This is a genomic window from Butyrivibrio sp. (assembly GCF_024699075.1).
The window spans coordinates 1-26,149 of record NZ_JAILQF010000455.1 but is presented as its reverse complement, the minus strand read 5'-3'; the positions used below and the strand labels follow the sequence as shown (position 1 = coordinate 26,149).

At 35.5% G+C, this 26,149-nt stretch carries 26 protein-coding genes; 15 read left to right on the top strand and 11 right to left on the bottom strand.

Translation table 11 applies throughout. The annotated features are described in order from the left end of the window. From fliD to K6G87_RS18000, 5 genes are all read left to right on the top strand, one after another. On the top strand, positions 1-1,150 hold a 1,150-nt coding region (gene fliD, locus K6G87_RS18020; protein WP_296840382.1), incomplete at its 5' end, for a flagellar filament capping protein FliD. Positions 1,151-1,187: 37 nt separating this feature from the next. Beyond that, positions 1,188-1,610 carry a flagellar export chaperone FliS gene (fliS, locus tag K6G87_RS18015; RefSeq protein WP_296840380.1) on the top strand — a complete coding sequence of 141 codons (423 nt, stop codon included), beginning with the start codon at positions 1,188-1,190 and terminating at the stop codon, positions 1,608-1,610. Between the two features lie 70 nt (positions 1,611-1,680). Then, a complete protein-coding gene (locus K6G87_RS18010) occupies positions 1,681-2,862 on the top strand; it encodes a glycosyltransferase family protein (RefSeq protein WP_296840377.1) in 1,182 nt (393 codons plus the stop codon). Positions 2,863-3,169: 307 nt separating this feature from the next. Next, the gene (locus tag K6G87_RS18005) at positions 3,170-4,000 is read left to right on the top strand and encodes a flagellin N-terminal helical domain-containing protein (protein WP_296840374.1); all 831 of its coding nucleotides are present in this window, start codon (positions 3,170-3,172) and stop codon (positions 3,998-4,000) included. Positions 4,001-4,260: 260 nt separating this feature from the next. Then, positions 4,261-5,085, top strand: a complete 825-nt coding sequence (locus K6G87_RS18000; protein WP_296840371.1) for a flagellin N-terminal helical domain-containing protein — start codon at positions 4,261-4,263, stop codon at positions 5,083-5,085. A gap of 82 nt (positions 5,086-5,167) precedes the next feature. Here K6G87_RS18000 and K6G87_RS17995 read toward each other — a convergent pair whose 3' ends face one another. The 4 genes from K6G87_RS17995 to K6G87_RS17980 all read right to left on the bottom strand — a co-directional run bounded on the left by K6G87_RS17995 (position 5,168) and on the right by K6G87_RS17980 (position 9,415). After that, a complete protein-coding gene (locus tag K6G87_RS17995; RefSeq protein WP_296840368.1) occupies positions 5,168-6,160 on the bottom strand; it encodes a LicD family protein in 993 nt (330 codons plus the stop codon). Positions 6,161-6,174: 14 nt separating this feature from the next. Continuing rightward, complete coding sequence (locus K6G87_RS17990; RefSeq protein ID WP_296840365.1) at positions 6,175-7,392, bottom strand: glycosyltransferase; 1,218 nt, start codon at positions 7,390-7,392, stop codon at positions 6,175-6,177. A gap of 86 nt (positions 7,393-7,478) precedes the next feature. Beyond that, on the bottom strand, positions 7,479-8,468 hold the full coding sequence (locus K6G87_RS17985) for a hypothetical protein (RefSeq protein ID WP_296840363.1): 990 nt from the start codon (positions 8,466-8,468) through the stop codon (positions 7,479-7,481). 2 nt (positions 8,469-8,470) lie between these two features. Beyond that, positions 8,471-9,415: a LicD family protein gene (locus tag K6G87_RS17980; RefSeq protein ID WP_296840360.1), complete on the bottom strand. Its 945-nt coding sequence runs from the start codon at positions 9,413-9,415 to the stop codon at positions 8,471-8,473. A 292-nt stretch (positions 9,416-9,707) separates the two neighbouring features. Here K6G87_RS17980 and K6G87_RS17975 point away from each other — a divergent pair, with 292 nt between their 5' ends. The 4 genes from K6G87_RS17975 to K6G87_RS17960 are packed head-to-tail and all read left to right on the top strand — an operon-like array spanning position 9,708 to position 12,871. Next, positions 9,708-10,796 (top strand): glycosyltransferase family protein, encoded by a 1,089-nt coding sequence (locus tag K6G87_RS17975; protein WP_296840358.1) that lies wholly within the window; start codon positions 9,708-9,710, stop codon positions 10,794-10,796. Next, positions 10,789-11,808, top strand: a complete 1,020-nt coding sequence (locus K6G87_RS17970) for a LicD family protein (protein WP_296840356.1) — start codon at positions 10,789-10,791, stop codon at positions 11,806-11,808. Before K6G87_RS17975 ends, K6G87_RS17970 begins: the two co-directional genes overlap by 8 nt. Beyond that, entirely contained in the window at positions 11,808-12,179 is a 372-nt protein-coding gene (locus K6G87_RS17965; RefSeq protein WP_296840354.1) for a hypothetical protein, read from the top strand. Before K6G87_RS17970 ends, K6G87_RS17965 begins: the two co-directional genes overlap by 1 nt. Before the next feature lie 11 nt (positions 12,180-12,190). Beyond that, positions 12,191-12,871: a ribulose-phosphate 3-epimerase gene (locus K6G87_RS17960; RefSeq protein WP_296840353.1), complete on the top strand. Its 681-nt coding sequence runs from the start codon at positions 12,191-12,193 to the stop codon at positions 12,869-12,871. Here the strand turns inward: K6G87_RS17960 and K6G87_RS17955 are convergent. Continuing rightward, on the bottom strand, positions 12,864-14,336 hold the full coding sequence (locus K6G87_RS17955) for a LicD family protein (RefSeq protein WP_296840351.1): 1,473 nt from the start codon (positions 14,334-14,336) through the stop codon (positions 12,864-12,866). The two genes, K6G87_RS17960 and K6G87_RS17955, sit on opposite strands and share 8 nt — an antisense overlap. 249 nt (positions 14,337-14,585) lie before the next feature. Here K6G87_RS17955 and K6G87_RS17950 point away from each other — a divergent pair, with 249 nt between their 5' ends. Together K6G87_RS17950 and K6G87_RS17945 are read left to right on the top strand one after the other, a co-directional pair. Further along, the gene (locus K6G87_RS17950) at positions 14,586-18,425 is read left to right on the top strand and encodes a DUF6492 family protein (RefSeq protein WP_296840349.1); all 3,840 of its coding nucleotides are present in this window, start codon (positions 14,586-14,588) and stop codon (positions 18,423-18,425) included. 407 nt (positions 18,426-18,832) lie between these two features. Beyond that, positions 18,833-19,849 (top strand): DUF4422 domain-containing protein, encoded by a 1,017-nt coding sequence (locus tag K6G87_RS17945; protein WP_296840347.1) that lies wholly within the window; start codon positions 18,833-18,835, stop codon positions 19,847-19,849. Between the two features lie 58 nt (positions 19,850-19,907). Here K6G87_RS17945 and K6G87_RS17940 read toward each other — a convergent pair whose 3' ends face one another. From K6G87_RS17940 to K6G87_RS17920, 5 genes are all read right to left on the bottom strand, one after another. After that, the gene (locus K6G87_RS17940) at positions 19,908-21,176 is read right to left on the bottom strand and encodes a glycosyltransferase family protein (RefSeq protein WP_296840345.1); all 1,269 of its coding nucleotides are present in this window, start codon (positions 21,174-21,176) and stop codon (positions 19,908-19,910) included. Positions 21,177-21,229: 53 nt separating this feature from the next. Beyond that, the gene (locus K6G87_RS17935) at positions 21,230-21,667 is read right to left on the bottom strand and encodes a hypothetical protein (RefSeq protein WP_296840343.1); all 438 of its coding nucleotides are present in this window, start codon (positions 21,665-21,667) and stop codon (positions 21,230-21,232) included. After that, positions 21,654-22,016, bottom strand: a complete 363-nt coding sequence (locus tag K6G87_RS17930) for a hypothetical protein (RefSeq protein ID WP_296840342.1) — start codon at positions 22,014-22,016, stop codon at positions 21,654-21,656. The genes K6G87_RS17935 and K6G87_RS17930 overlap by 14 nt, the downstream gene beginning before the upstream one ends. Positions 22,017-22,096: 80 nt before the next feature. After that, positions 22,097-22,453 carry a hypothetical protein gene (locus K6G87_RS17925; RefSeq protein WP_296840340.1) on the bottom strand — a complete coding sequence of 119 codons (357 nt, stop codon included), beginning with the start codon at positions 22,451-22,453 and terminating at the stop codon, positions 22,097-22,099. Between the two features lie 327 nt (positions 22,454-22,780). Further along, on the bottom strand, positions 22,781-23,074 hold the full coding sequence (locus tag K6G87_RS17920; RefSeq protein WP_296840338.1) for a hypothetical protein: 294 nt from the start codon (positions 23,072-23,074) through the stop codon (positions 22,781-22,783). Between the two features lie 254 nt (positions 23,075-23,328). On the opposite strand from K6G87_RS17920, the gene K6G87_RS17915 reads away from it, so the two are divergent. The 3 genes from K6G87_RS17915 to K6G87_RS17905 all read left to right on the top strand — a co-directional run bounded on the left by K6G87_RS17915 (position 23,329) and on the right by K6G87_RS17905 (position 25,467). Further along, on the top strand, positions 23,329-24,345 hold the full coding sequence (locus tag K6G87_RS17915) for a LicD family protein (protein ID WP_296840336.1): 1,017 nt from the start codon (positions 23,329-23,331) through the stop codon (positions 24,343-24,345). A 29-nt stretch (positions 24,346-24,374) separates the two neighbouring features. Next, positions 24,375-24,734, top strand: coding sequence for a hypothetical protein (locus K6G87_RS17910; RefSeq protein ID WP_296840334.1), 360 nt, complete (start codon positions 24,375-24,377; stop codon positions 24,732-24,734). Positions 24,735-24,813: 79 nt separating this feature from the next. Continuing rightward, positions 24,814-25,467 carry a ribulose-phosphate 3-epimerase gene (locus tag K6G87_RS17905; RefSeq protein ID WP_296840332.1) on the top strand — a complete coding sequence of 218 codons (654 nt, stop codon included), beginning with the start codon at positions 24,814-24,816 and terminating at the stop codon, positions 25,465-25,467. A 20-nt stretch (positions 25,468-25,487) separates the two neighbouring features. On the opposite strand, the gene K6G87_RS17900 is transcribed toward K6G87_RS17905, so the two are convergent. Then, positions 25,488-25,691 (bottom strand): serpin family protein, encoded by a 204-nt coding sequence (locus K6G87_RS17900; RefSeq protein WP_296840330.1) that lies wholly within the window; start codon positions 25,689-25,691, stop codon positions 25,488-25,490. Positions 25,692-25,897: 206 nt separating this feature from the next. Between K6G87_RS17900 and K6G87_RS17895 the strand changes: the two genes are divergently transcribed. Beyond that, positions 25,898-26,149: helix-turn-helix domain-containing protein (locus K6G87_RS17895; RefSeq protein ID WP_296840328.1), on the top strand; the 252-nt coding region annotated here is incomplete at its 3' end.

Below are 26,149 nucleotides of genomic sequence, written 5' to 3'. Positions count from 1 at the left end.
TGGTATTACAGAAGATACTACGATTTCTTTCAATATGGGTGGAACAACAGATGGATCAGATGTTTTAAGCATCACTGTAAAATCAACTGATACCATGAGTGATATTGCTTCCAAGATTAATTCTGCTACGTCAACAAGTGGTCTTGGATTAAATGCAAGTTATGATGAGAATCAGGGAAGACTGTATATTGCTTCTGAAAGCACCGGAGAAGAGAACGGATTTATAGTTGATACAAGCACGAATGCAACCGCATTATCACTACTTGGTATTAACACTGATGAACTTGATGATGATGCTCAGTATCAGGAAGCTGCAGATGCAAAACTTGTAATGAACGGAGTAACCTATACATCATCTTCTAATACTTTTGAGATCAATGGCCTTACTATCTCTATAAATTCTTCAACGGATGATGAATTTACAATTACAACCAGCAATGATACAAGTGGCGTATATGACATGGTTAAGGAATACATCTCAGAGTATAATACGCTGATCAAAAAGCTTGATACCTTATACAATGCAGATAGTGCATCTAAATATGATATTCTGACTTCTGATCAAAAAGAATCAATGACAGAGGATGAAATAGAAAAGTGGAATTCCAAGATCAAATCCGGCCTTCTTTCTAAAGATGATACATTATACAGCGTAATTTCAGCTCTTAAGAATGCTATGGCAGGTGGATTCTCAGTTACAGATTCTGATGGTGAGACATCGACATGGCATCTGTCAACACTTGGTATTAATACTAAGGGATACTTTGATGCTGAGGATAATGAGCGTGGAGAATATCATATAGATGGTGATGAAGATGATGATTATTCAGGATCTAATGCAGATAAGCTTGCCACCGCTATAGCTAATGACCCTGATGCTGTTGCAAGTTTCTTTACTCAGCTTACAAGGGAAGTATATACACAGCTTGGCAATCTTATGAAGAGTACTACATATTCAAGCGCATACACAGTTTATGAAGATAAGCTTATGGCGTCTCAATATAGTGATTATACGACAGCAATATCTGATGCTGAAGATGCTTTGGAAGCAAAGCAGGATTATTATTACAGTAAATTTGCTGCTATGGAAACAGCACTTGCTAAAATTAATTCGAGTTCTTCATCACTCAGTAGTATGCTGGGGTCATGATGAAATGAAGCATATATAGATAGACACCATTAGGAGGATGATAATGAATAAAGCTAATCCATATGCACAATATGCCAATAATAAAGTAATGTCAGCTTCCGGGCCTGAGCTTACACTTATGCTCTATGAAGGCGCAATAAAATTCTGTAATAGAGCAGAGAGTGCAGTTGAGAAAAAAGACATTCAAGAGGCGCATAATAATATTCGCAAGGTTCAGAATATAGTTACATATCTTCGTGATACTCTGAACATGAGCTATGCTACTGCCAAGGACTTTGATAATATATATGCATATCTGGACAGAAGGCTTGTTGAAGCAAATCTTAGAAAAGATAATGAAATATTAAAGGAAATCAATAAACATTTACATTCTGTTAGGGATACATGGATAGGCGTTATGAAAGCTAATAATGTACCCGTTCCTAATAGCTATATGAATAATTCTACTGCAGCAGTATAAATATAAGCATAGATATCTTTAAATCATGCGCCTTGGACTATAAGATCTGAGGCGCTTTTTTAGGAGAATAATGAGAATACTGTATTATGATTGGGATGAATTTAATGGTGAAGACTGTAGAGATGCCATGAGAAGACTTGGCCATCAGGTGGATGTGGTAAAGCTTGATCTTAAAGGCTATGATGTTACACCTTTTATGGAGGCATCTCTTAAAACATTTTTGGACAAGAAAGAAAACGGAAGAAGATACTATGACCTTATGTTTTCTTTCGACTATTATCCTAATTTTTCCGAAGTATGTAATAAGTATAGTGTGCCCTATATTTCATGGGTATTTGACTGCCCGCATTATACACTTGATTCAAGCACTACTAATAATAGTAATAACAGGATATTTGTATTTGATAAAATGCTGCATGAATATATGCGTGAAAAGGGCATAAATACAATTAATTATTCTCCGCTTGGAGTTAATGAAAAAAGGCTATCAGATCTTTGCAACAAGATTGATGCAGAAAATAATGGACAGATCATCTACAAGCATGATGTATGCTTTCTTGGAAGTCTATATGATAATGAATATAACTTTTATGATCAGGTAAGATATCTTCCACCTGATTTAAAGGAATATATTGATATTGTAATTAAAATGCAGGAGAAGGTATTCGGACAGGACCTCTTTACAGATGAAAAAGTTATTACAGATGCTCATATAGATAATCTGTTAAAATATATAAGTTTTGAAAAAGACCCTAAAGACCAGATGGATTATAGAAGGGTTATAAGGGATATATTAAGGAAGAAAGTTACCGTTAATGAACGCCGCAATATACTTACGCAGATGGGCAGGTATTTCAATACAGTACTATATACAATGCCTGGATCAAAGCCTATTGATAATGTTCAAAATCTTGGACAGGCAGAGTATCTTGAACAAATGCCAAGGGTATTCAGAAGTAGTAAAGTTAACCTTAATATAACACTTAGAAGCATCTTGTCAGGTGTGCCATTAAGGGTTCTTGATATCATGGCAGCAGGAGGGTTTGTTATTACGGATTATCATAAAGAGATAACAGAATACTTTGAGGATGGCAAGGATCTTGTAATAGCATACACACCTGAAGATATGATAGAGAAGACAGCGTATTATTTAGAGCATGACAAGGAGAGAATGGATATAGCACAAAAAGGCCGTGAAAAAGTATACGAGAAGTTCTCTTATATGAAATTATTATCCGGTATACTTGGATGATATTATCTATATGGGAAAAAAGACAAAAACAGAATTGTATTAAAAATTGATACAAAAGGACTATATGCCTATTTATCGGCTTATAGCCCTTTTTTCTTTATAGTAAACGTTAAAAAATGATAATATTTTTTATTTTGTCAAAAAAACGTGAAAAATAGCTTGTTTAGGGTTAAGATATGGGATCCTTATCCGATAATAATAGTGTAAGAACAAATCATGGTAGCCATGGAAAGGAATCCGCAGCAGCTACAAGGTATTTTAGGAACTGGCAGCAAGGAAGCGAGCCCTTTCATGGAGGATTTATACTATGGTAGTACAACACAATATTACTGCGATGAACGCAAACCGTCAGTTGGGAATCACAACTGATGTCCAGGCTAAGTCTAGCGAGAAGTTATCATCAGGTTACAGAATCAACAGAGCGGCAGATGATGCAGCAGGCCTTGCAATATCTGAGAAGATGAGACGTCAGGTAAGATCACTTACTCAGGCATCTGCTAACGCTCAGGACGGTATCTCAGCAGTGCAGACAGCTGAAGGAGCACTTATCGAAGTTCATGACATGCTTCAGAGAATGAGTGAACTTGCAACTAAAGCTGCAAATGATACGCTTCAGTCTTCTGACAGAAATTATATTGATCAGGAAATGACTCAGCTAAAATCTGAGATTGACAGAACCGGTGCATCTACACAGTTCAACAATACAAATCTTCTAGACGGTACTTTCACAGGTAAAAAGTTACAAGTTGGTTCTGAAACTAACTCTGATAATCAAATACAAATTGATATTGTAGCGATGACCTGCTCTGGAATTGGTATTACTGCATCGAATTGTACAGTAAAGGGCACCAACGGAAGTAATGCAAGAGTTGCTATGGATACAATAAAGAATGCTCTTGAATCTGTATCAAAGCAAAGATCTGATCTTGGTGCTATCCAGAACAGACTCGAACACACAATTAGAAATCTGGATAACGTAGTTGAGAATACTCAGGCAGCAGAATCTCAGATTCGTGATACTGATATGGCAGAGGAGATGGTTAGATATTCTAATAACAATATCCTCGCTCAGGCAGGTCAGTCAATGCTTGCTCAGGCCAACCAGACCAATCAGGGTGTTCTGTCACTCCTTCAGTAATAAGTGTTTATACAGAGCGGCTTCTCCGGAAGCCGCTTTTTTATGAAACTAAAATAATATAGGGACTAAAATAATGCCCTAAAAAAATCATAAATAAATTCATAATTTGTTTAAAAATACCTGTTAATGATTTTAACTTATATGTCGATAATAAAAGTGTAAAACAGTAGGAATAGTTATATGGCCAGCACATATACTATTTCTAAACCAGCAAACGAGCAGCAAGGACGCTGCCGTACATATTCAAGGAGGAATAAATTATGGTAGTACAACACAACATTACAGCGATGAACGCAAACAGACAGCTTGGAATCACAACTGGAATTCAGGCAAAGTCAAGTGAGAAATTATCATCCGGTTACAAGATCAACAGAGCAGCAGATGATGCAGCAGGTCTTGCAATTTCCGAAAAGATGAGACGTCAGGTTAGAGGTCTTACACAGGCTTCTGCTAACGCTGAGGATGGTATTTCCGCAGTACAGACAGCTGAAGGTGCTCTTAACGAAGTTCATGATATGCTTCAGAGAATGAGCGAGCTTGCAACAAAAGCAGCTAATGACACACTTCAGTCTTCAGACAGAGACTATATTGATTCTGAAATTCAGGCTCTTACAAGTGAGATTACAAGAACTGGTTCTGCAACACAGTTCAACAATCAGAATCTTCTTGACGGAACATTTACAGGCAAGAAGCTTCAGGTTGGTTCTGAGACAGCTTCTGTTAACCAGATATCAGTTAGCATCTCTGCTATGACTGCATCCGGACTTGGTCTTACAGGTATTAGCGTAAAAGGACCTTCAGGATCAACAGCTAGAACAGCAATGGATACAATCAAGACAGCACTTGAATCTGTATCAAAACAGAGATCTGATCTTGGTGCTATCCAGAACAGACTTGAGCACACAATCAAGAACCTTGATAACGTAGTTGAGAATACTCAGGCAGCTGAATCACAGATCCGTGATACAGATATGGCTACCGAGATGGTTAAGTATTCGAATAATAACATCCTTGCACAGGCTGGACAGTCAATGCTGGCACAGGCTAATCAGTCTAATCAGGGTGTTCTGTCACTTCTCGGATAATAAGTTTAAACCAAATGTGATTAAACGTCTGTTTAGTGCATTGCGACTACCAAAAGGAGCTCCGGTTTTCCGGAGCTCCTTTTCATGCAATGCCAAGATCTTTTCTTGTCATTCCTATACTTTCCAATAGTTCTTCTAAGGTAGGCTCTTGAACCAAAAAGAATGGATAATCGTGGGCAGCCTTTCTGTTTGCAGGAATCAAATAGTCATTTCCATACATCTGTTTTAGAATTTCATGATAACCTATGGGAACATTTATGCTAACAGGACCAAAGGGAATTCGTAAGCTTTGACTAAATAGATCTGTTTTAAATTGGGCTGCATTTAAATTTTTTGCTACTCTTACTCCCAAAACTTGAAGAGTGTCGCTTGGGGTATTTTCATACATTTGTGATAATTTGTCTTTTAATATATGCATTTGAAGAAAAAGATTCTCGTTTCTATTGACTTTTACACCACAGGCATTTTCAACAGCTTTAATAGTATCAAGTACATCTTCTTCTGAGGTGAAACTTTGCCCTGATTCAGTCATCATATCATCGTGAGCCCTAAAATAAAGAGCTAGCTTTAAAACACTATCTATGAGCATTGTCTGCAATTCATCATCAGCTCTATTTGGAGCTTTTTTATCAAGAACATCTATATCAAGCCCAGTTACATAGGGACATCCGTGGTACATTTTTAAGTATTCCTGACTAATGACAATACTATCTCCATTAACTACTCTTGCAGTTAAGTTGTTGAAGTTATTTACCATAGTATCATCTATCATTAGAAGGCCATCGGGAAGGGGGCCTTTTTGGGCATATTCTTTTAAGATGTTATAGTCTTTTCTCATCATAAATATATCTATGTCATCATCCCAGGGAATAAATCCTCCATGCCTGATTGCTCCAAGTAAAGTTCCCCAACTGGCGTAGTAGGTAATGCCAAGGTCGTTGCAGATCTTTTCAAAGCGCACAAGAACTTCTAGTTCTGACATAAGTGCTCTTTTTACACGTTCTGTAACCAAAAAATCGTCGATAACTTCATCACAAAAGTATTTTTTGTCTACATTAATAAGGTTTCTACCCATACAGTGTTCCTCATTTAGGTGATAGATCGAATCATTACTGGCTTTTTGGCATCGCTCATCTTTAGTACATTTGGAGATGAGTCTCCATAATATGCATCGAAATAATTAAACGATTCATTATCAGTAAGTTTTTCAATTAAGTTTCTTCCTGCCAATAACCGTTCTATCTTAGGAAAAATATCAGGTGCTACGTTCATCCATTGTCTGGTATCATCTGGGAATAAGCAAATAAATAGCTGAACTTTGTCTGCATTTTCGTCAAATATTTTTAGATTGTCTTCAAGTTTGTCCAAACCTCCATTTTTCATTTCTACAAGTGAACTGGCACCAATACACATAAGAATATGTTTTTTATTCGGATCAAATATAAATTTTTCCATTAAAACTTTATTGCTATCATCATGTAAAAATGAATCATGTCCATAGTCATATAAAATCCAAGGGAATTCCTGGGAAGGAACCAAAACCTTAAGTCCATTTTTTTTGTATTCCATAGCATGAATTGAGCAGGTAAATTCATCATTACATGGAATGTTCTCATTCCAATACATATCGCTATCAGTGGCAACTATGGAGCTATGTATGAATGAAACTTCTATATCGTTTTTGGGGTTTTCACCGAAAACAAAAGTCTTATTTTCTCCACATATTGCCATTTTCCCGTAGCAGACACCGCTTTCCATAATTCCGTTTGAGGGAATGTATCGGCTTCCTAAAAAACCAACCATGGATACGTCTTTACGATTTTCGAATATATCAAGTATATTAAATAGAAAATAAGGGTTGATGATTCTAACACCTTCTCTTATATATATTTTGTATTTCGCCTTTGATGAAGCCATGGCCTCGTTGTAGCCTGAAGCAAGACTTGAGACGCCTGTTATTTGTAGGGTAGTAACATCAATATTTGAGGGAATAAAAAGATTGTCTATCCATTCAAGAATTCTGAGATATTCGTCATTATCGTCACTTGCTACTATGAAACAAACTTCTTGGGAATCTCGCTGTTTACTAATAATTTCGTCCGAAGGACGGATAAAAATCTCTTCTGTGACTTTTCCCTCTATTCGGCTAAAAACTCTTTCTGTAGACATGGCAAACTTGCCAATGGCAAAAGAAACTTCTTCCATTGGAATTTTATTTGTTTCCATGTATTTTAAAAGATCCATAGGGTTATAACTGTCAAGGAATTCGGTGCGATTAATATTGTATTTTAATAGGTTATGCTTCATAGTGTTCCTCCGACAAATGACCTATATATAGTGTATAATGTTATCGTTATAACGTCAAAAGATAATTTTATCAAAGAGGAGATAGACTACCAGGGAAGACATGGTTTGCCGGTACTCTTAAACAACTCTTTTACACCACAGTCAGCTCCAATATATTCATGGCTGAGTATGATAGGGGCTGTAGGAGAAGGTGTTTTATCTAAAATGCCAATATTATTCTGAGTATAGTATTCCAACAATAAATTGAAATCATTTAATAATTCAGGGCGCAGTTTCTTTATTATTTCAGGCAGATTTCTATTTGGACGCCAAATTAATGCAGTATTACTTTTTTGATTTTGATAATAATCAAGAGTTGTTTTTATCTTTTTGAGCGCTAATCTGTTGTTTTCTAATATTTCAAAAACGGATGTACAGAATAAAACAGTCTTTTTCTGGGAACGATCAGTATTAAAAAGCTGTGCATTCCAACTAGAAGGATATCTTACTGTATCGCTGGAATACTTTTTTAATATTGCTTTGCGAGGATAGTCAATAAAGGATATTTTTTTAGTCCATTCGTTTTTTAGTAAATCATTTTTTCCTGCTATAAGTTCCAAATAAACATTTTTAGTATTTTCTGACTGTACAATAATGTGATTTGCATTAACTATTGTTGAGGGAGTTAGTATTTCACCATAATATTGGCGAAGATCTTCATATTCAGGATCTAATTCAGTAATACAGTTGTAGGGAATATAAACCAAATCTTTTGTGAAATTACGCAAATTGGAAGAATAAAAATGAGGATGTACTGTAAAGCCTGCATTGCAAGAATCGGATATATTTTGGATATATATTCTGTCAGGCTGTTTTTTTGATAAGTCATAGTCATTTAATCCGGTTATCTTTAAACATTCAGGATAACCTTCAGTAATATATTCGGCATTTGCCAGAGTATCGTCATGGTTTCTATCATAGGTTGGAATAGGAATAATTGTGACTTCAGTGTCAGGTACTGATATTTCTTTGTCATAGATTGTTTCAAATCCGTCCCACATATTTGGATGGCAGGGCAAAAAAACTACGCTTCTCATATTTAAAAGATGTCTCCTAATTGACCTATCCTGCTGTGGGATAGAATCAGTTTTTCATGATCTTTGAAAAATGGGTATAAGTGTGCTGAAGTTCCTTTTTGTGGAGTTAAATATCTGTTACCATAGGTAAGAGTTAATATCTCATCGTACCCAATTGGGACTGGAGCGGTTATCATTTCAAATGGAACAAGTATAGTATCCTTAAATGCTGATAGGGGGCGGTGCTTTGAAGGCCCCAAAAGAGCAAGGTCCTGGTAACATAAAACTCCATTTGCTTCATGTTTTTTTGTTTTCCCAGAAATGCTATCACAGAATATCCACAGAGAATGACGAATATTTTCATCTCTTTTGATTTTGATTCCGGAATACTTTTCAAGTTGACTTAAGTAATCTTCAAATGTCCCGGTTTCGATAAAAACTTCCATTTCACTTGCAAGCCCATAGGCCAATGAATAAATGGTTTTGATTTCAACTAATTGTTCAGTATCTTTTGGAATATAATCCATTGGAAAGATATCAACCCAAGCCCGGCATGGAAAGTTGAAATTAATATCTGTGATTTTTCGTGCCTCAGGATCATTCCCAATGTCAAGGCTCTTTCTATTCAATACAACAGCCTTGGGCCGTATATAATTTTGCATAGTGTATATACTTTCAACAGATCTGTACGGAGGGAGCTCTTCCTGGAGATATTTTAATAAGGGAATGAAGTCCTTTCTCATAACGGAGATGTCAAGATCATCATCCCAGGGGATGAAACCACCATGTCTTACTGCACCAAGAAGAGATCCATAATCAAGCCATACCTGGATATTGTGTTTGTCAGCAACTTCCAATATTTCAGAAAAGAGTTCAAGCTCATTTGCCCAAGCTCTTTTCACGACTGCTGATATATAAAAATTATTACGATTTTCTTCCTCAAAAAAAGTGGCAGGTATGGTAAGCATCTGTTTCTCCAAAGTGGTTTGACATCACATAAATATTTTATCAAATGTAAGGGTGTGTGGCAAAACAATTAATTATAAATTAAATAAAGCACAAAAATTATATATGTAGTAAAATTGTATATATAAATACAATAGGAATTATTATGATTGATCTAATATGTTGCAAATAGGAATTTTTTAAAGAGGGTATTAGGTGAACATTATAATCTACCGATACAATAGTATATGTGAGCCGGATTATATCGACGCTTTTTCGAAGATGGGAATATCTGTCATAGAGGATAATGACGGTATGGATGACAGTATTGATGATAGCAAGAGGCTTACAAGACTTGGTAATATGATAGTTGATCATAAACCTGTGTTTATTTTTTCAATTAATTTTTTTCCATTCTTATCTATAATATGCCAACGACTCAGTTTAGCTTATGTTGCTGTATCAGTTGATTGTCCGGTGATTGAGATATTTCATAATAGCATCAGAAATAGTGTAAACAGAGTGTTTTTGTTTGATAGAAGTCAGTATTTATCTATTTGTGCAGAAAATCCAGGACACATTTTTTATCTCCCTTTAGGTGCACCATGCTATAGAAATGATAATCTTTTGGGAGATAGATATAAAGCGGAATATGATATTTCTTTTGTTGGCTCAACATATAAAGAAAAGGATCCTTTTTCAGATATTATCCTTTCAAGGGGGATAAGAGAAAAAGTTTTACAAGCAATGAAAAAGCAAATTGATAGCTCTGCGCAAGGATTTGATGCTATAGAAAGTTGTCTTTCCGATACAGATATATCTGAAATAGAAAAGTCTATTGATGACTTTGATAGATATGACAATTATGTGATGAATATGGAACGCTTTGTCATAATGAATAACTATATTGCTCCACATATGGCGTATATTGAGAGAATATCTATGTTAAAGGAGCTTGCAGAGTCGTTTCAAAATGCTAAAGTGCACTTTTTTACAAGAAGTGAAACTCTAGAACTCTCAAAAAAGGTTGTAATCCATGATGGGGTAAAGACTCTAACAGAGATGCCTTTTGTATTTAGAAACAGCAAGATTAATCTGAATGTTACACTTAAATCTATACAAACAGGACTCCCACAGAGAATATGGGATGTTTTATCCTGCAGGGGTTTTCTCCTAACTAATGAACAGGATGAGATTACGGATTATTTTAGGCCGGGTGTACATTTAGAAACTTATTCAGACACAAATGATTTAAAAAAGAAAATTAAATATTATCTGGAGCATGAAGATGAAAGGCAGCAGATAGCACAAAATGGATACGAAGAAGTTCTGTCTAAGCATACTACTCGTTTAAGGGCAATAGAGATCATTAAGACATGCCTTAATATTATGGAGAATGGCTAAAAGCAAAATGCTTAAATTTGATGACAATTATTTTAAAAATGAGTTCAGATGCGGCTTCCATATTACATCAATGATGAAAAGATTCTGGGCATCAGAGATGGAAATATTGTCATGGGTAAATGAAGTATGTAAAAAGCATGATATCCAATATATTATGTGCTACGGTTCTCTCCTTGGAGCGGTCAGACACAAGGGATTCATTCCGTGGGATGATGATATTGATATTGGCATGCTGAGAGGTGATTACGATAGATTTGTGGATGTAGTTGCAAGAGAACTACCGGTCTATTTGAAGTCAGTGTCTCTTCTTCCTGGAGCGTTACCACCAAAGGAAATGTGCTTTGGAATTACCACAGGGAACAGATTAAATACAAGCCCTGCACATCTTGAAAAATTTCATGGATGCCCCTATGCCACAGGAATAGACGTATTTGTTTTTGATAAAGTGCCAGTAAATCAAGAAGAATATGCTTATCAGGACAAACTCATCAGATTGCTGGATAGGATGTTGATGCTTCAATGGAAAGTAGATGATGCTACTATTTCTAGCGACGAATTAAGTGAATACAAAACTATTGCAAAAACAATTCAAAATGAGCTTGACTATGTTTTTACTGGTGATGAACCTGTGAAAAATCAGATTTTACGCCTTCTGGATCTTGCCTGTAGCTTATGTGAAGATTCAGAATCTGAAACTGTTGAAAATAGGGAACAAGTCATTTACTACGGAGAAAGAGGTTTAAAAAAGGAATACTTTACGGATAGGATTTTGGTGCCATATGAGAATGTGCTGACAGTACCAATTCCAAGAAAGTACAACGAATTTTTAGAGAAAATATATGGTGACTATAGAAAAATTGTAAAATTCGGTAGCCAGCATGAGTATCCAAGTTATAAGTACCAGCGAGAAACACTTTACAAAGAACACCAAAAAAGAAAATGGGAAATCCCGGAAGAATTTCTTGAGTATAACGCTGATGGAAGCCTTGTTGTTGATCCGAGGGAATTATAGTGAAGAGGATATTTTTTTATACAGATGTACTGCCATTTCTGGAAGATGGTGAGGATGCAATAGAAAAACTTAGAAGAGATTTAGAAACCTTTCGCCAAGCTAAGGATAAAGTGGAAGTAATATGGCATCCGTATCATAGAACAGAGGAATTTTTAAGACTAAATAAATCTGAAGTGACGACGGATTACCTGAATCTTGTTGAACTATTTATAAAAGAAAAATGGGGGATATTAGATAATACATCAGAAGAAGTAGAAATTAAGAAAGTTCTTTTTAGCTGTGACGCTTTTTTTGGAGATGTGGGGAATTTAGTATATGAAGCCAAAGAAACTAATATACCTGTCATGATCAGAAATATTCACCTTTTTTAAAAGGGGGCTATATGACTAATGATTTTACGCTTTCTGCGTCCATGATGTGTGCAAATTTTTGTAATTTGGAAAAAGAAGTTCGAGATCTTGAAGATGCTGGCATAGATTCTTTTCATATTGACATAATGGATGGAAGGTATGTACACAATTTTGCTATGTCATTATATGATATGGCATGCATCGCCAAATTAACAAAAAAGCCATTGGATGTTCATCTTATGATAGAACATCCCAGAAATAGTATTGAGTTGTTTCTGGATAAACTTCGTCCAGGAGATACTGTGTACATTCATACAGAGGCAGAGTACCATCCATCAGCTACCCTTCAAAAAATAATTGACGCTGGAATGCACCCAGGAATAGCAATTAACCCTGGAACAAGTGTAGAAACAGTAAAAGAGATGCTCCGCCTTGCAGATCATGTGTTGATAATGGCGGTTAATCCGGGTAATGCAAGCCAGATGTTTCTACCGTATGTAGGTGAGAAAGTGGAGCAGCTTATTTCACTGCGTGAAAACATGGGGTATAAGTTGTTTTGGGATGGAGCGTGTAGCGCAGAAAAAATCAAAAAATATGCACCTAAAGGAATTGATGGCTTTGTGCTGGGTACAACACTATTGTTTGGAAAAAGAAGAAGCTACAGTAAAATTATTAGCTCAGTAAGGGGGATGGACTTTAGCTACCTCAAGTAGATACATATATTTTATTATTCCAATAATCATAGGTGTCCTTGCCTGAAAAGTTCACGAGCGTATCAATATATTGCTTTTTGATATTATCGGATTGCAGAATGACTTTATCGGAATAGAAAAGTCCTGGCATTGTAACGTAAAATTTTAGATTGATCTGATCGGTAATGTCTTTTTCTGTAAATTCGGAAGTTCTTGAAATGGGAATGTAAATGAGTTCCTTGGTATATCTCTGGAGATTCTTGGAGTAAAAATATTCAGGAACTGTAAGACATGGATTTTCGTTATCGTAAGGGCTTTGTATATATATCATATCAGGACTTAGAGTGACAAGATCAAGATTTGCCCAATCGTAAAGAGGAAGATCCTGAGGATACTCATCAATCTTTGTAGCTTCTTTTATCTCGTATTCTGACATTTTGATTTTTCCAAAAAAATCTTTAAATAAAAGAGGAATAGGCACTACAAAAACATCTGTATCCGGTGATGCAGATGTTTCTTCATATATATCGTGAAAACCCGACCATTCCTTTGGACCAATTGGAAGAAATAGTATGACTTTCTTCTCCTTATTGAAGCATTCAAGGTATGATGCTCTTTTTAGCAGTGCTTCTGAAAATGAAAAAGAAGGAAGCTTTTCTCCAATTTCTTTTTCGAAATTAATACGCTGATTATCAAAAGCAGGATATGCATGTCCATCCCATACTTTTTTAACTTCGTTATAGTTTTCATAGCGCATTGAAAGGAGTTCGTTGTAATGTGAAGGAATAGGAATAGTGGTATCTTCAAAGGGAACCCGTATAACACTGTCATAATACGACTTAGGCTCACCTCTGCCACCTTTTAATATCCAAGGGAAAATCTGTCCGACAGTATCAGAGTCACTTGGTGTTACGGCAGACATAAGTTTCTCTGCTTCTTCGTACTTAGCAATTGCTGCGAAGATATCACAATTTCCAATATCAATTTCAGCATGAGCAAGTATGTGCAAAATCTTGTCGCAGCGCTCCTTTTCTTTCTTTTCATCGATATATAAATAATCTTTAATGAAAATATCAATACCGGAAAGCCATGGGAAATTATAATGTTTTTCTAAATAGTCTTCATTGAAGCAAAATGAGCTTTTATCAACAACGCGTGATAAGAAAAGCCAGTGATTTTTTTGATTCTTATAATTGTGAATGACATAGTCAGAAGGAAGCTCCTTGTCAGCAACTTCTCTGAATCTTATATAGTCATCTCTTTTCATGCAAATATCTATATCATCATCCCATGGTACAAAGCCACCATGACGTACAGCTCCAAGGAAAGTTCCCCAATCTGCAAAGTAAGTGATATTATACTTCTGACAGATTCTGTCTATTTCAGCTAAAACGTCAAGAGAACTAGCCCATGACTGTTTCACAGCCGTAGGTATATAGAAACCATTTCTAACTTCATCTCGAAAAAAGTCTAAACTGTGTTTCATAAAATTAGTCCTATTAGAATGTTAGTTTGATTATTTAATTATATCATGTAGAGCGAATTTGTTTTATTAAATAACGATATTGCGAATATAATGAATTGTTTAAAAGTAAATAGAGTAATAAAATAAATATATGTAAATACATTAATATCTTGTAGAAAATTAATGAAATAGATATGAAATAAGATTTATGTCATTTGTTGAGCATGTTCAAATGATGAAGAATAATTCAAATTGCAGATAGGATGGATAATGATGGATAGTTCAAAGAAATTCGATGCTTTGATAGTAGTTACTCCTGCAGATTGTGAGAGACTTTTACTTTTGTATTATAGACTGATAGATAATTTTGATTACGGTAATTTATGCTTTATTGGATCTCGAGGGGTAGCGGGCTTGGTTGAAAATAGTCAAGTTGCCGATAGATCTGATTGGATTGATGAAAACGATATTCTGCCATTTGCTGAAGTTCATGCATGTATGTCTGATAGACTTCATTCAATCATAGGGGACAATCCTCTTCCTCGAGGAATAACTGGTTGGTATTATCAGCAGTTTCTTAAGATGCAATATGCATTCATATGCAAGGATGAATACTATATGGTATGGGATGGTGACACTTTGCCTTGCCGCAAGATCAATATGTTCAGTCTTGAGACTGGACAACCTTATCTTGATCTTAAACATGAATATCATCCTGAATACTTTGAAACTATGGGAAAAATTCTTCCCGGATTTGGAAAGGTTATAGAACGGTCTTTTATCTCTGAGCATATGCTTTTTCGCGCAGATATTATGCGAAGCCTTATCACTGAAATTGAAAAAAATGAAAATATCCCCGGCACTAAATTCTGGGAAAAGATCATTAATGCAATAGAGCTTGAGAAAATATATGATTCAGCGTTTAGTGAATTCGAAACCTATGGAACATTTGTGGCGCTTAGATATTCATCTGTGTACAAGTTAAGAGAATGGCATTCCTTTAGGCTAGGAGGGACGTTTTTTGATATAAAAACAATCTGTGATAGAGATTTTGAGTGGCTTGGAAGAGATTTTGATGCGATTTCTTTTGAAAAGGGGCACACTCTTTTAGAAGAAAGTAAGGGCTTTTTTGATAATCCAGAGGTTCAGCAGAAAATCTCAGCCAAAAAGCTTCTTCAGGCTGCCCAAATGGAATATAAAGATGGATATAAAGAGATATGGGAAGATGATCTTACTGTTTCTGATGTGATCAATCATAGAAGCGGTGGATATAATCAGGACCGGGTAATTGATAATAAGACGCTAATTGTTATTGTTTCTTATAATTCTATGAATCTTATGCAGAGTAATATAGAAAGCATAAGAGATGTTCTTACGAAGGGCACGTACCAAATAGTAGTGGTAGATAATGCTTCAACTGATGGAGTTGAAAAATGGTTGCTTGATCAGAAAGATATAATACTCATCCAAAATGATGAGAATAAAGGCTTTGGTCCTGCCTGCAACCAAGGGGTAGAGTCCAGCATTGGAACAGAATATGAGACTGCAGATGTATTTCTGCTTAATAATGATACCAGACTTGTGTTTGATGCACTGTATTTTTTGAGGCAGGCTTTGCATCATTCTGATGATATAGGTGCGGTAGGAAGTATATCTAATTATGCCGGTAATAAGCAACAGATAGATATTACATTTGATAGTGTTGAAGAATATTTTAAATATGGAGCAAAGATAAATGTTCCTATGAAGAACCCATGTCTTGAGCGCACAAGGCTTTCAGGCTTTGCTATGCTTATAAGGAGAAAAGTCTGGAATGATATAGGAGGCTTTGATGAAGATTTCGCTCCTGGATATTTTGAAGATGATGCTCTGTCTATTGAGATATTGAAGAGAGGTTATAGGCTGCAACTTGTCAGGAACAGCTTTATTTATCATGCCGGAAGCCAGAGCTTTATTAAGACTGATTATCAGAAACTTCTTGAAGATCATCATAAGCTATTTATAAAAAAATATGGTTTTGACATTCTTGACTATGCATATGCCAGTGGAACGGTTATATCCCAGATACCATTCGGGAATACTGATCACTTTAAGGTGCTGCATTATGGATGCGGACTTGGAGCAGAGCTTAAGGCAATAAGGAGCCTTTTTGCAAAATGCGAGACCGTGGGTGTTGAGACAAATGACAAAATCTATGAAATAGTCAGAAAGACAGAAGAAGTTGTACTAAGTCTTGATATATTGACAGAGTTTTATTCTGAAGGATATTTTGACGTGATTATAATAGACAATACAGTGGCGAGCTCACTTGATGAAGTTACAGCCAGTGTATTAGTAAGTCTATTGAATGCTAAAGGTACAATAATTATTAAAAATAAGGAGTACGAGGATTTTCCTTATAACGATATTAAATTGATCATATGGGATATGGATGATACTTTATGGCAAGGAACATTAAGTGAAGGCGAAGTTATTCTTGATATTGCCAACGTTGACCTTATAAAGCTTATTACTGATCACGGTGTGGTCAATAGTATTTCATCCAAAAATGATGAGAAAGCTGTTATAGAGGAGCTTGAAAAAGCTGGAATTTCTGATCTTTTTGTATTCAATAATATCAATTGGGAAGAAAAGGGACAGCAAATTGCTGACAAATTGTCGGCTATGGGGTTGCGCGCAGAAAATGTGCTCTTTATTGATGACAATCAAAGAAACCTAGAAGAAGCAAAATTTTATAATAATAATATAATGACAGCAACGCCCGATATAATACCATACCTTAATACATATTATGTCAAAACTGCTGCTAAAGATACTTCTCATAGCAGACTTTCCCAGTACAAGCTGTTAGAGAAAAAAAGAGCTGCGCAGGTAATGAGTATGTCGAAGGAGCAGTTTTTACATGATAGTGATATAAAGATAACAATTAATAGAGACTGTCTGGTACAGATAGATAGAATTACTGATCTTGTAGGACGCAGTAATCAGTTGAATTATACTAAAAACAGAGACAACAAGGACTTACTTACAAGGCTTATATCAAATGATTGGAATGATTGTGCATATATTCGGGCAAAGGACAGATTTGGAGATTATGGAATAATCGGTTTTTATTGTTATAACAGGAGAGAAAGTAAAATAGAGCATTTTCTATTCTCCTGTAGAGTGCTTGGAATGGGCATTGAACAGTATGTCTATAACAAACTTGGGTGTCCTGAATTTGAGATAAAAGAGCCTGTTTCAAGTAAGCTTTTTAAGTATAAAAATGTAGACTGGATAACAGAAGATGTTGACATGGAAGTGATAGAAGATGCTGGACAAAAGGGGAGAGTTCGTATTCTTTTAAAGGGCCCGTGCGATCTGGACTCTATAGAGCCTTATCTTGCAGGAGCATCAATTACTTCTGAATTTAATTATATAAATGAATATGGATTTATAACCACAGCTCAAAATCACAGCATGCATATTTGGGAAAGTACGCATCTGTCAGCAGATAAGATAGAAGAGATACTTAGTGATGTTCCTTTTATTACAAAAGGGGATTTTACTACAAAACTTTTTGAAGAAGAGTATCACGTCATATGCTACAGCTGTCTGGCGGATATGGTTCAGGGGCTTTATAAGAGAAAAAATGCTGACGAGTACATAGCATTTTCTAATAAGAATCAGATTCTTACAGATCCTGCCAATAAAGAAGGCTTTATAAACGGTGAAATACAAGGACATGGATTTCCATTTACAGAATCGATAATAAATAGCTTTAGTGCTGGATGGGAATTTGTGGGTATTACACCAATAGAGCTTTTGTTTAGGAATCTTGATTATATATATGAAAATGTTAAAGGAAGTCCTTTGTTCATACTGATACTTGGAAGTGAAGTGGAATACGAAGAAAGTAGCCCGGAGTTTGATGGCATGGCAGAAATATACAGAGAGTATAATCCGCTCATTACTGAGTTTGCTCTTGATCATTACCAAATGAAAGTTATTAACATTACGGACTTTATTAACTCACAGAATGATTTTGAGGACAGCATAAATCACTTTAGCAGGAATGTGTACTATAAGATTGCAGGTGAAATTACGAGAATAATAAATGAAAATCTATGAGGTGGTAATATTATTTAGAAGTTATCATTATACCGTGCTGATGTGTTTGTAATAGTACACAAAAAGTAATAAAATGAAAATATATAATTTAGTTGACGGAAGTGCAGAGTAGTATTGAACCTTGATAAGTTCATACTTTACATTAGGGGGATATAGTATTTGTGGACTCATAATGGCGGTAATATATATAAATATATTTCGTCAGTGATGTTAGAGATGATAGCTCTCGATGTAAGGCATGAAACTTATGTCGGGAGCTTTTTATTTGATTTTTTATACTCTTAATAGAGTTTATATTAGTGTCAATATATACATATAGGTGTAGGAGAATAAGAATACAATATATCGTGTTGTATTGTTTTGAATGGCGATAAACAAGTGATAATATAAACAATATTTCGAATTTTTTGGGGGCGAGGTGTATATACTTTGAAAATAAGTATTATGTAACTTGCAACGGTGGTGATGGACTATCAGTAATCAGGATTGGAAAAGGCGTATCACTTGACAGCGAGGCGAGGGTATACATTGCAACTCGCGGGGTATCACATGAGCGCATTTGTGAGATCCTTAATAACTGTGGTATCACAGATATTGTGCCTGTTAATGCAGAGCTTGATATGAGGCTTCGTAACCAGTTTGTTAATGCGTATTTTAAGGAGATGCATTGGACGTTTAGTAAGTTGGATTATAGTAAGGCACTACGAAATCATGATGATGAAGTAGACAAATCCTCTGTTATATATGCAGTGAAATCTGAGGCTGATTCTCCGCTGGCGACAGACGTGCCGCTTGAAAGATATGAGAGTTTTATTCAGGCGGGGCGAGCGTTAGCAGATGAACAGTTGAAAGAATGCAGATATGTTGATAATACCGGTAATAATATTTCTGATCGGAATCGGCAAATGTGTGAGCTTACTGCTATGTACTGGATATGGAAGAATGCAGATGCTGAAGTTGTGGGAATAGAGCATTATCGTAGAAGATTTCTATTGCCAGCTGGTTGGAGCGCAATTATTCAGGATGGGGATGCTGATGTTATACTTCCGGTTCCGTTATATGTATCTCCAAGCATAAAAGACAATTACGTTTCCAGACATGATATCGGACCGTGGAATTCAATGCTGAAGCAAATAGATAGGATTTATGGTGAAGAGTGCTTGGAAAAGGCTACAGGTTTTTTTGAAAACACTGGATGCTATAGTCCATGCAATATGGTTGTTGCACAAAGAGAAGTATTTGATGAGATGTGTAGGTGGATGTTTCCTATCGTATTTAATGTATTAGAAGAATGCGGAATAATAAATGACAGATATCAAAATCGTTATCCGGGCTTTCTGTCAGAGCGATTGATCACGTTTTTCTTTTTCATGAATAGGGAAAAGTTTAAAGTTGTTTATGCGGATAAAACATTTATAAAGTGATGGTAGAATCTATGTAAACTGCACATTGATACAAGGTGCTATAAGTCTCCATAATATATTATGATTGGCTAAATTCCTCCAATAAGCGTTTTATATCTTCTGAAGGATTTGGTATAAGCGACAATGTAAGGAAAGCGCTACCAACATTCCCATTGTCAAGCATATTAGATGCAATATTTAACATAATATTCTTACGTTCGACGTATATAGATATGCTTGAATATACTACGGCATAGATACTAAATGGAGATATTTGCCTATCATTTATAAAAATATATGCTTCATCTAACGCATCTTCAAATGCTACATATTTTGCCAATTCTATCCTTCGGAGCATGAGTTTTAATGTTAGAAGTTTATTTTCAAATTCTCCTTCATTTGAAACATCATCTATAAACGTTGAAAGTTTCATGTTATGCTCTAGTAGTACGCACTTTCCCATTATCTGTATTTGCGTCAAGATTGAAGATGCTCTAAATAGGTTGTCATGAGAAGCGTTTTTTTCATATATGGCTGCAAATGATGTAGCATCATTATCTTCTATAATTTCGCTTACTCTATCTATTATATTTGCAATCGTTCCCTGCATTCCAGAAGCATTATCGCTATATTCTTTTATAGTTTCAAAATCTGTCTTGTGCTCAGAATATTGTTCGTCTTTCTGAGGAATCATATCACCATAGTTATCTATAAGTATCCTTCGGTATCTATCATAATTCCAAAGTGACATAACAACTCCGTCATCATGAATACACCACGTAGATAGCTGATTTGGCACAACGACTTTATAGCCTTTTTTTCGTATTTCAAAAGATTGAGATACATCGTAGAAGTCCCATCCATCAAATATATCACTTCTCCATGGTAAATCTACTTTGGTGATCATCATAAAGCCATCTATAGACTCAACTTCATGTATTATTGAATCTTCTGTGATTCTTTCATGTTCATACATTTCGGAAGGCCAGGTTCTATAATGCCCGACTCTGTCGCCATACCACATAACGGCAGAAGATGGGATATGAGGGCTCCCTATCATCCCAATCATGCCTATCGATGTATCTTTATTAAAAATATCAATAATATTTAAAAGGAAATATTTATTTACTATGTAGACATCCTGATGCATATAGATTTTGTATAGAGCATCAGTTTTAGACATAGCATTATTGTAGCCTGAAGTCATGGAAACAGCATCGTATATAGAAATAAGCTCAACTTCATAGCCATCAGGTACTATCAGCTTGTCAATATATAGCTTACATTCATCGAATTGTATCTTATTATTTGTACAGATAATAAATGCAATCTTTTTATTGTTCGCCATATGAGTTACCTACTTTTATAATTAATGGTGTGACAGGTACTGTGAATAAGTAATTATAAATAGTTACTTCTTAATCTGACAAATGTGTCAAATCTTGGTAGCTTAAACGAAACCGAGCCAAATTGCTTTCCATCCAGGATTCCACTGTCTATGAGCCTTGTTCTATACGTAGTAAACGTGTTTGATGATATACCGATTAATGATCTGATATCTTCTACTTTTACAAGGTTGCTATCTGAATCATTCTGAATAGTGCATATTGCCTTTAGTACTTCCTTATCTTTCTTTGATAGCTCATCCCATATCTTTTCATAAGCTAGTTCTGAAAGAGTAATATCAAGTTCATTGTAGACGTCTTTCATTACTTCATTATTCAATTCGCCTTCTTTGCACAAAGCATCCCAACAATGGTATCCAAGTGCCTGAAAGCACAGTGAATATCCTTTTGTACAGAAAGCAAGTTCTTCAGCCATCTGTCTAGGGAGTTCCAATGTTTTCTGATAATCTGCACATATTGTCAAAAAGAAATATCCTATTGGTTTCGTATTGAACTGACTTGTCAAAAAGTTCCATTACAGGGCAGTCTACACTTTGAGCAATATAAATAAGACCATATATGTGGCAAATTTTTGAAAGCATTGGAAAAAAATTGATGCTAAAAACGGCATCGGGTTTATAAGACTCAATGGCAGATCTTACGCGCTCTATATTACATTTTGCAGATTCTATGGTTCCGCTTTTATCTTCCATAATTTCCTGAACATCTATGGAGAATCCGGTAAGAGCTGCAATGATACTGGGCTCACATATGCTATTATATCTGTAGAATAAAATTTTCATAAAAACCTCTTAAAATATGATTTTAGCTATCAAAGAATGTCAGTGGGAGTTAAAAGCGGGTAATAATATAATAAATAAATTCAATCATCCCATACTTCTATATATTCGTCGTTCTTATAATCTTCCTGAACCATTTCCATTATCTGTCTTGCGGAAAGTTTCTCCTGATATTTGGGATTGTTGAAGATATTGTCAGTATCGGGACGGATTTCCTGGTTCTTTTCAAAAGATATGGCAAAGAAGTCTTTGGAAAGCCATGTAAAGTCATTTTCGTTTATGACATCTTTATCGAAGAACATCGCCCCGTATCTCATTGAATTCCAGCTCCTAAGAAGGTATTCTTTGGGGTGCTTGGTCATTACATAGGTGCCATAGGTTTCGAATTCGCTAAATGCTGAATCCATAAGTTCTGAAGCATTTAAACTCCTGAGAATCATTTCCCAAAAGGAGTTTCCCTGCAGTCTGTCATTTGACTCAATCTTACCTGTCAGTTCTCATATCAGGTCGCAGTTCATAAGCATATGTTCTGATATGAAGGATTTATCAAAATATTTGGTTAGTCCAGGCATTAGTTTACTTATTATATCAAAATATGGTTTATGGTATTCGCGCTTGGTATCCAGATATGGATGCCCATCATCTGAAAACATGGAAAAGGAGCTGCATGGAACAGTATCACCATCCCACACAAGATAATATTTATTATTTGAGTATAGAGAATAATTGTATTTGATGAACTGCTGGTAATACCAGCCGGTAATATTTCACTCCGGAATCTGACCATCCATATCACGACTCACTATTTCGCAGACAATCTTATGAACGGCATCAAAATCAAGTATATCGTTTTCGTTTATAAAACCGGCACGACGTATGGCGGAAGACTTAGGATACTTGCCTTGCTCAGCCTTTAACAGTTCACTTATCTCATTCCTTCCTACGAAAAATATTTTATCTGTAGGGAGAAGTGCACACATCCTTTCGTGATGACCTGTCATCCTTTTGAAATCATCAGGAGTCTGAATTATGATAGCATCAAACTTCATATTATCAGCCATGGCAATAACCTTTCGAGTGATATCTGTAAGTTAGAATAATAAAAACAGTTATTTATTATAAGAATTGCAAAACAAAATCAAAATTAAGATCTTTAAAAATAAATTCAAAACATATACTTATGATATAATAATAACATAATTAACGATAATCAGTTCTAAAACCTACGCATATTTATAATAAATTACCAGTCTAAGTTTGAATAAAAAAGTATTATATGAGGAAGTGACTATATTTCTGCTGGAGGAGAATCTGCGTGCTAGAAATACCGGAATCCTTTTTTAAAGAAGAAGTAAGGCATGGATTTCTTATATCAGAAGAAATGAAGCGTGCATGGGCTTCTGAAATGAAAGTCCTTGATATGCTTATGGAATTCTGTGACCAAAATGGTCTTAGGTGTTTCGCAGAATATGGAATTTTATTAGGAGCTGTTCGACATAAGGGTTTTATCCCATGGGATGATGATATAGATGTATGTATGCTTAGACCGGATTTTAATTATCTGTTAGAACATGCTGATGAACTTCCTCCTTCAATTCGTATTCAGAGTATATATTCTTCCAATATGTTCCATACTTTTAAAGCTCTTGCAACCAATAACCTGGGTGGAAAACTTACTTGGAGCAAAGAACGTATGGATGAGTTTTATGGTTGCCCATATGTAGTTGGTCTTGATATTTATCCACTTGATTATGTTCCTAGAGATTCTGGAAATGCCAAAATGCAAAAACTTATATATCAGCTTGCTTATAAGCTTTTATATATGTGTATTGATCTTGAAAATATTTATGATAAAGATATAAATACTACTACAGATAATAATATAAGCATTATGGAACTTGCAAATGCTAATAATATCTCTATAGAGAAAAAACATGAATTTCTAACGGCAATAACACAGCTTGCCGATATATTAAAAAGATATTTTGGAAATTCTTTTGTTTTGAACGAACGAGGACCGATCCGTAACCAGCTTTGCAGATTGTGTGAAGCGCTGGCACAGCTTTTCGATGAAAGTGAAGCTGATACAGTTTCGTATTATCCATATATAGCTACTGATAATATAGATTCCTGGCGTAAGAAGGAATGGTATGATGATACCCTTATTTATCCATTTGAAATGATGACTGTGCTTGGAGTAAGGAATTATGATGAATGGTTAAGAAATAATTATGGAAATAATTGGGTCCTTCCTGTAAGAGGAACTCAGGTTCATGATTATCCGTTTTATAAAAGCCAGAAAGAGTATTTTGAAATGATAGGTGCTATGTAAGAGCAGGTTATATAGAAACGGAGCATTATATGAAGAGACTTTTATATTATACTGATGTTCTTCCTATTTTATCCAAAAAAGAAATTGCCCTTAATAAGATCAAAAGAAATCTCTCAATTTTCGCTTTGAATGCAGATAAGATCAAGGTTGTATGGTATCCATATATAAGAACTGAAGAGTTTATGAATATTAATGAGTTCGAATTCCTTAATGAGTACAGACAGATTGTGTCAGATTTTAAAGACAAGGAACTTGGCGAATTCGATGAAAGCAAAGACTTAAAAGTTCTTGCTGATACATGTGATGCTTATTATGGTGACTATTCGGATGCTGTGTACTACATGCAGGAAAACAAAAAACCTGTAATGATCGAAAGTTTTGATGTTTGAATAATATTATTTAAATTCAATCCAACTGGTCTATTATTATAAAAATCAGATACAGCTTACAAAGCTATGGAAGCATGATATGGAACTTATGGCTTCTATGATGTGTGCAGATTATGGCAATCTTGAAAGAGAAGTTAGGTCACTTGAAGCTGCTGGTATAGATTCTTTTCATATCGATATAATGGACGGACATTATGTTCCTAACTTTGCTATGTCATTAAATGATATAAAATACATAGCAGGAGCTGCCAAGAAGCCTTTGGATGTCCATCTTATGGTGGAACAGCCTAATCATACAATAGACCTCTTTCTTGATGTAATGCGCCCCGGAGATACAGTTTATATCCATCCGGAAGCTGAATATCATGTATCCACAACTCTTCAGAAAATAATGAATGCCAAAATGATTCCTGGGATAGCTGTAAATCCCGGGACTAGTGTAGAAACTGTATATGAGATGCTGCGAATAGTAGATAAGGTTCTTGTAATGTCTGTGAATCCTGGGAATGCAGGTCAGATGTTTCTTCCATATGTCGGAGAAAAAATTCCCAAGTTTGAGGAACTAAAAGCAGAAATGAATTTTAAACTTTATTGGGATGGCGCATGTACGGCAGAAAGAGTCAAGAAGTATGCTCATTGCGGAATGGATGGATTTGTCCTTGGAACGTCTCTTCTATTCGGGCATGATAAGTCTTACACAGAACTGATCAGAGAAGTCAGGGCACTTGCGTAAAGCAATATACATGAAGCAAACTATTTTACAAGCTGGCCATAGAAGAGAAGCTCTGGAGTTTCACTGTCTGTGAGGATCATGTATGTAAAGGGCTGGTCGGCTGTGAATTCTTTTACTTCTTCAATTTCTGCGCAGCCGTCTTTCATGAGAATTACTGTTGCAGTGGCTGCTTTGATACCCTTTTCGTTAACTATTTGTAGTGTTACGCCAGATGGAATTCTCAAGGTCAAAGACTCCGCTTGGCTTTGAAGCACCATCGCCGTAATCTTCTCTGTTCTCTTTAAAATCTTTCTGGGCTTCTTTGAGCCACTCATTAGGAGCGATATTGCAATTTGGGGTATTAAAAATAGCAATATTGCAATTTAAAAAGCCCAGAATTGCAATATTGCTATTTTATATGCTATAATTGCAATCAGAAGGAGACTTTCTTATGAAATATTCCAACATCAATAATCTACAAAATAGAAAAAAAGAACTTAATTTAACATACGAGCAAATTGCCGAGAGATCAGGACTTCCGCTTAGTACAGTACAAAAAGTGCTGGGGGGTAAAGTTGATTCGCCTCGAAAATCAACTATTGATGCGCTGGAAGATGCGCTTTCGGTTTCTTTCGCACGGGCAGATATGCGAAGTGAGATATCTATCGGCAATCAGGACTTTGCTGCGATAATAGAGAACAAT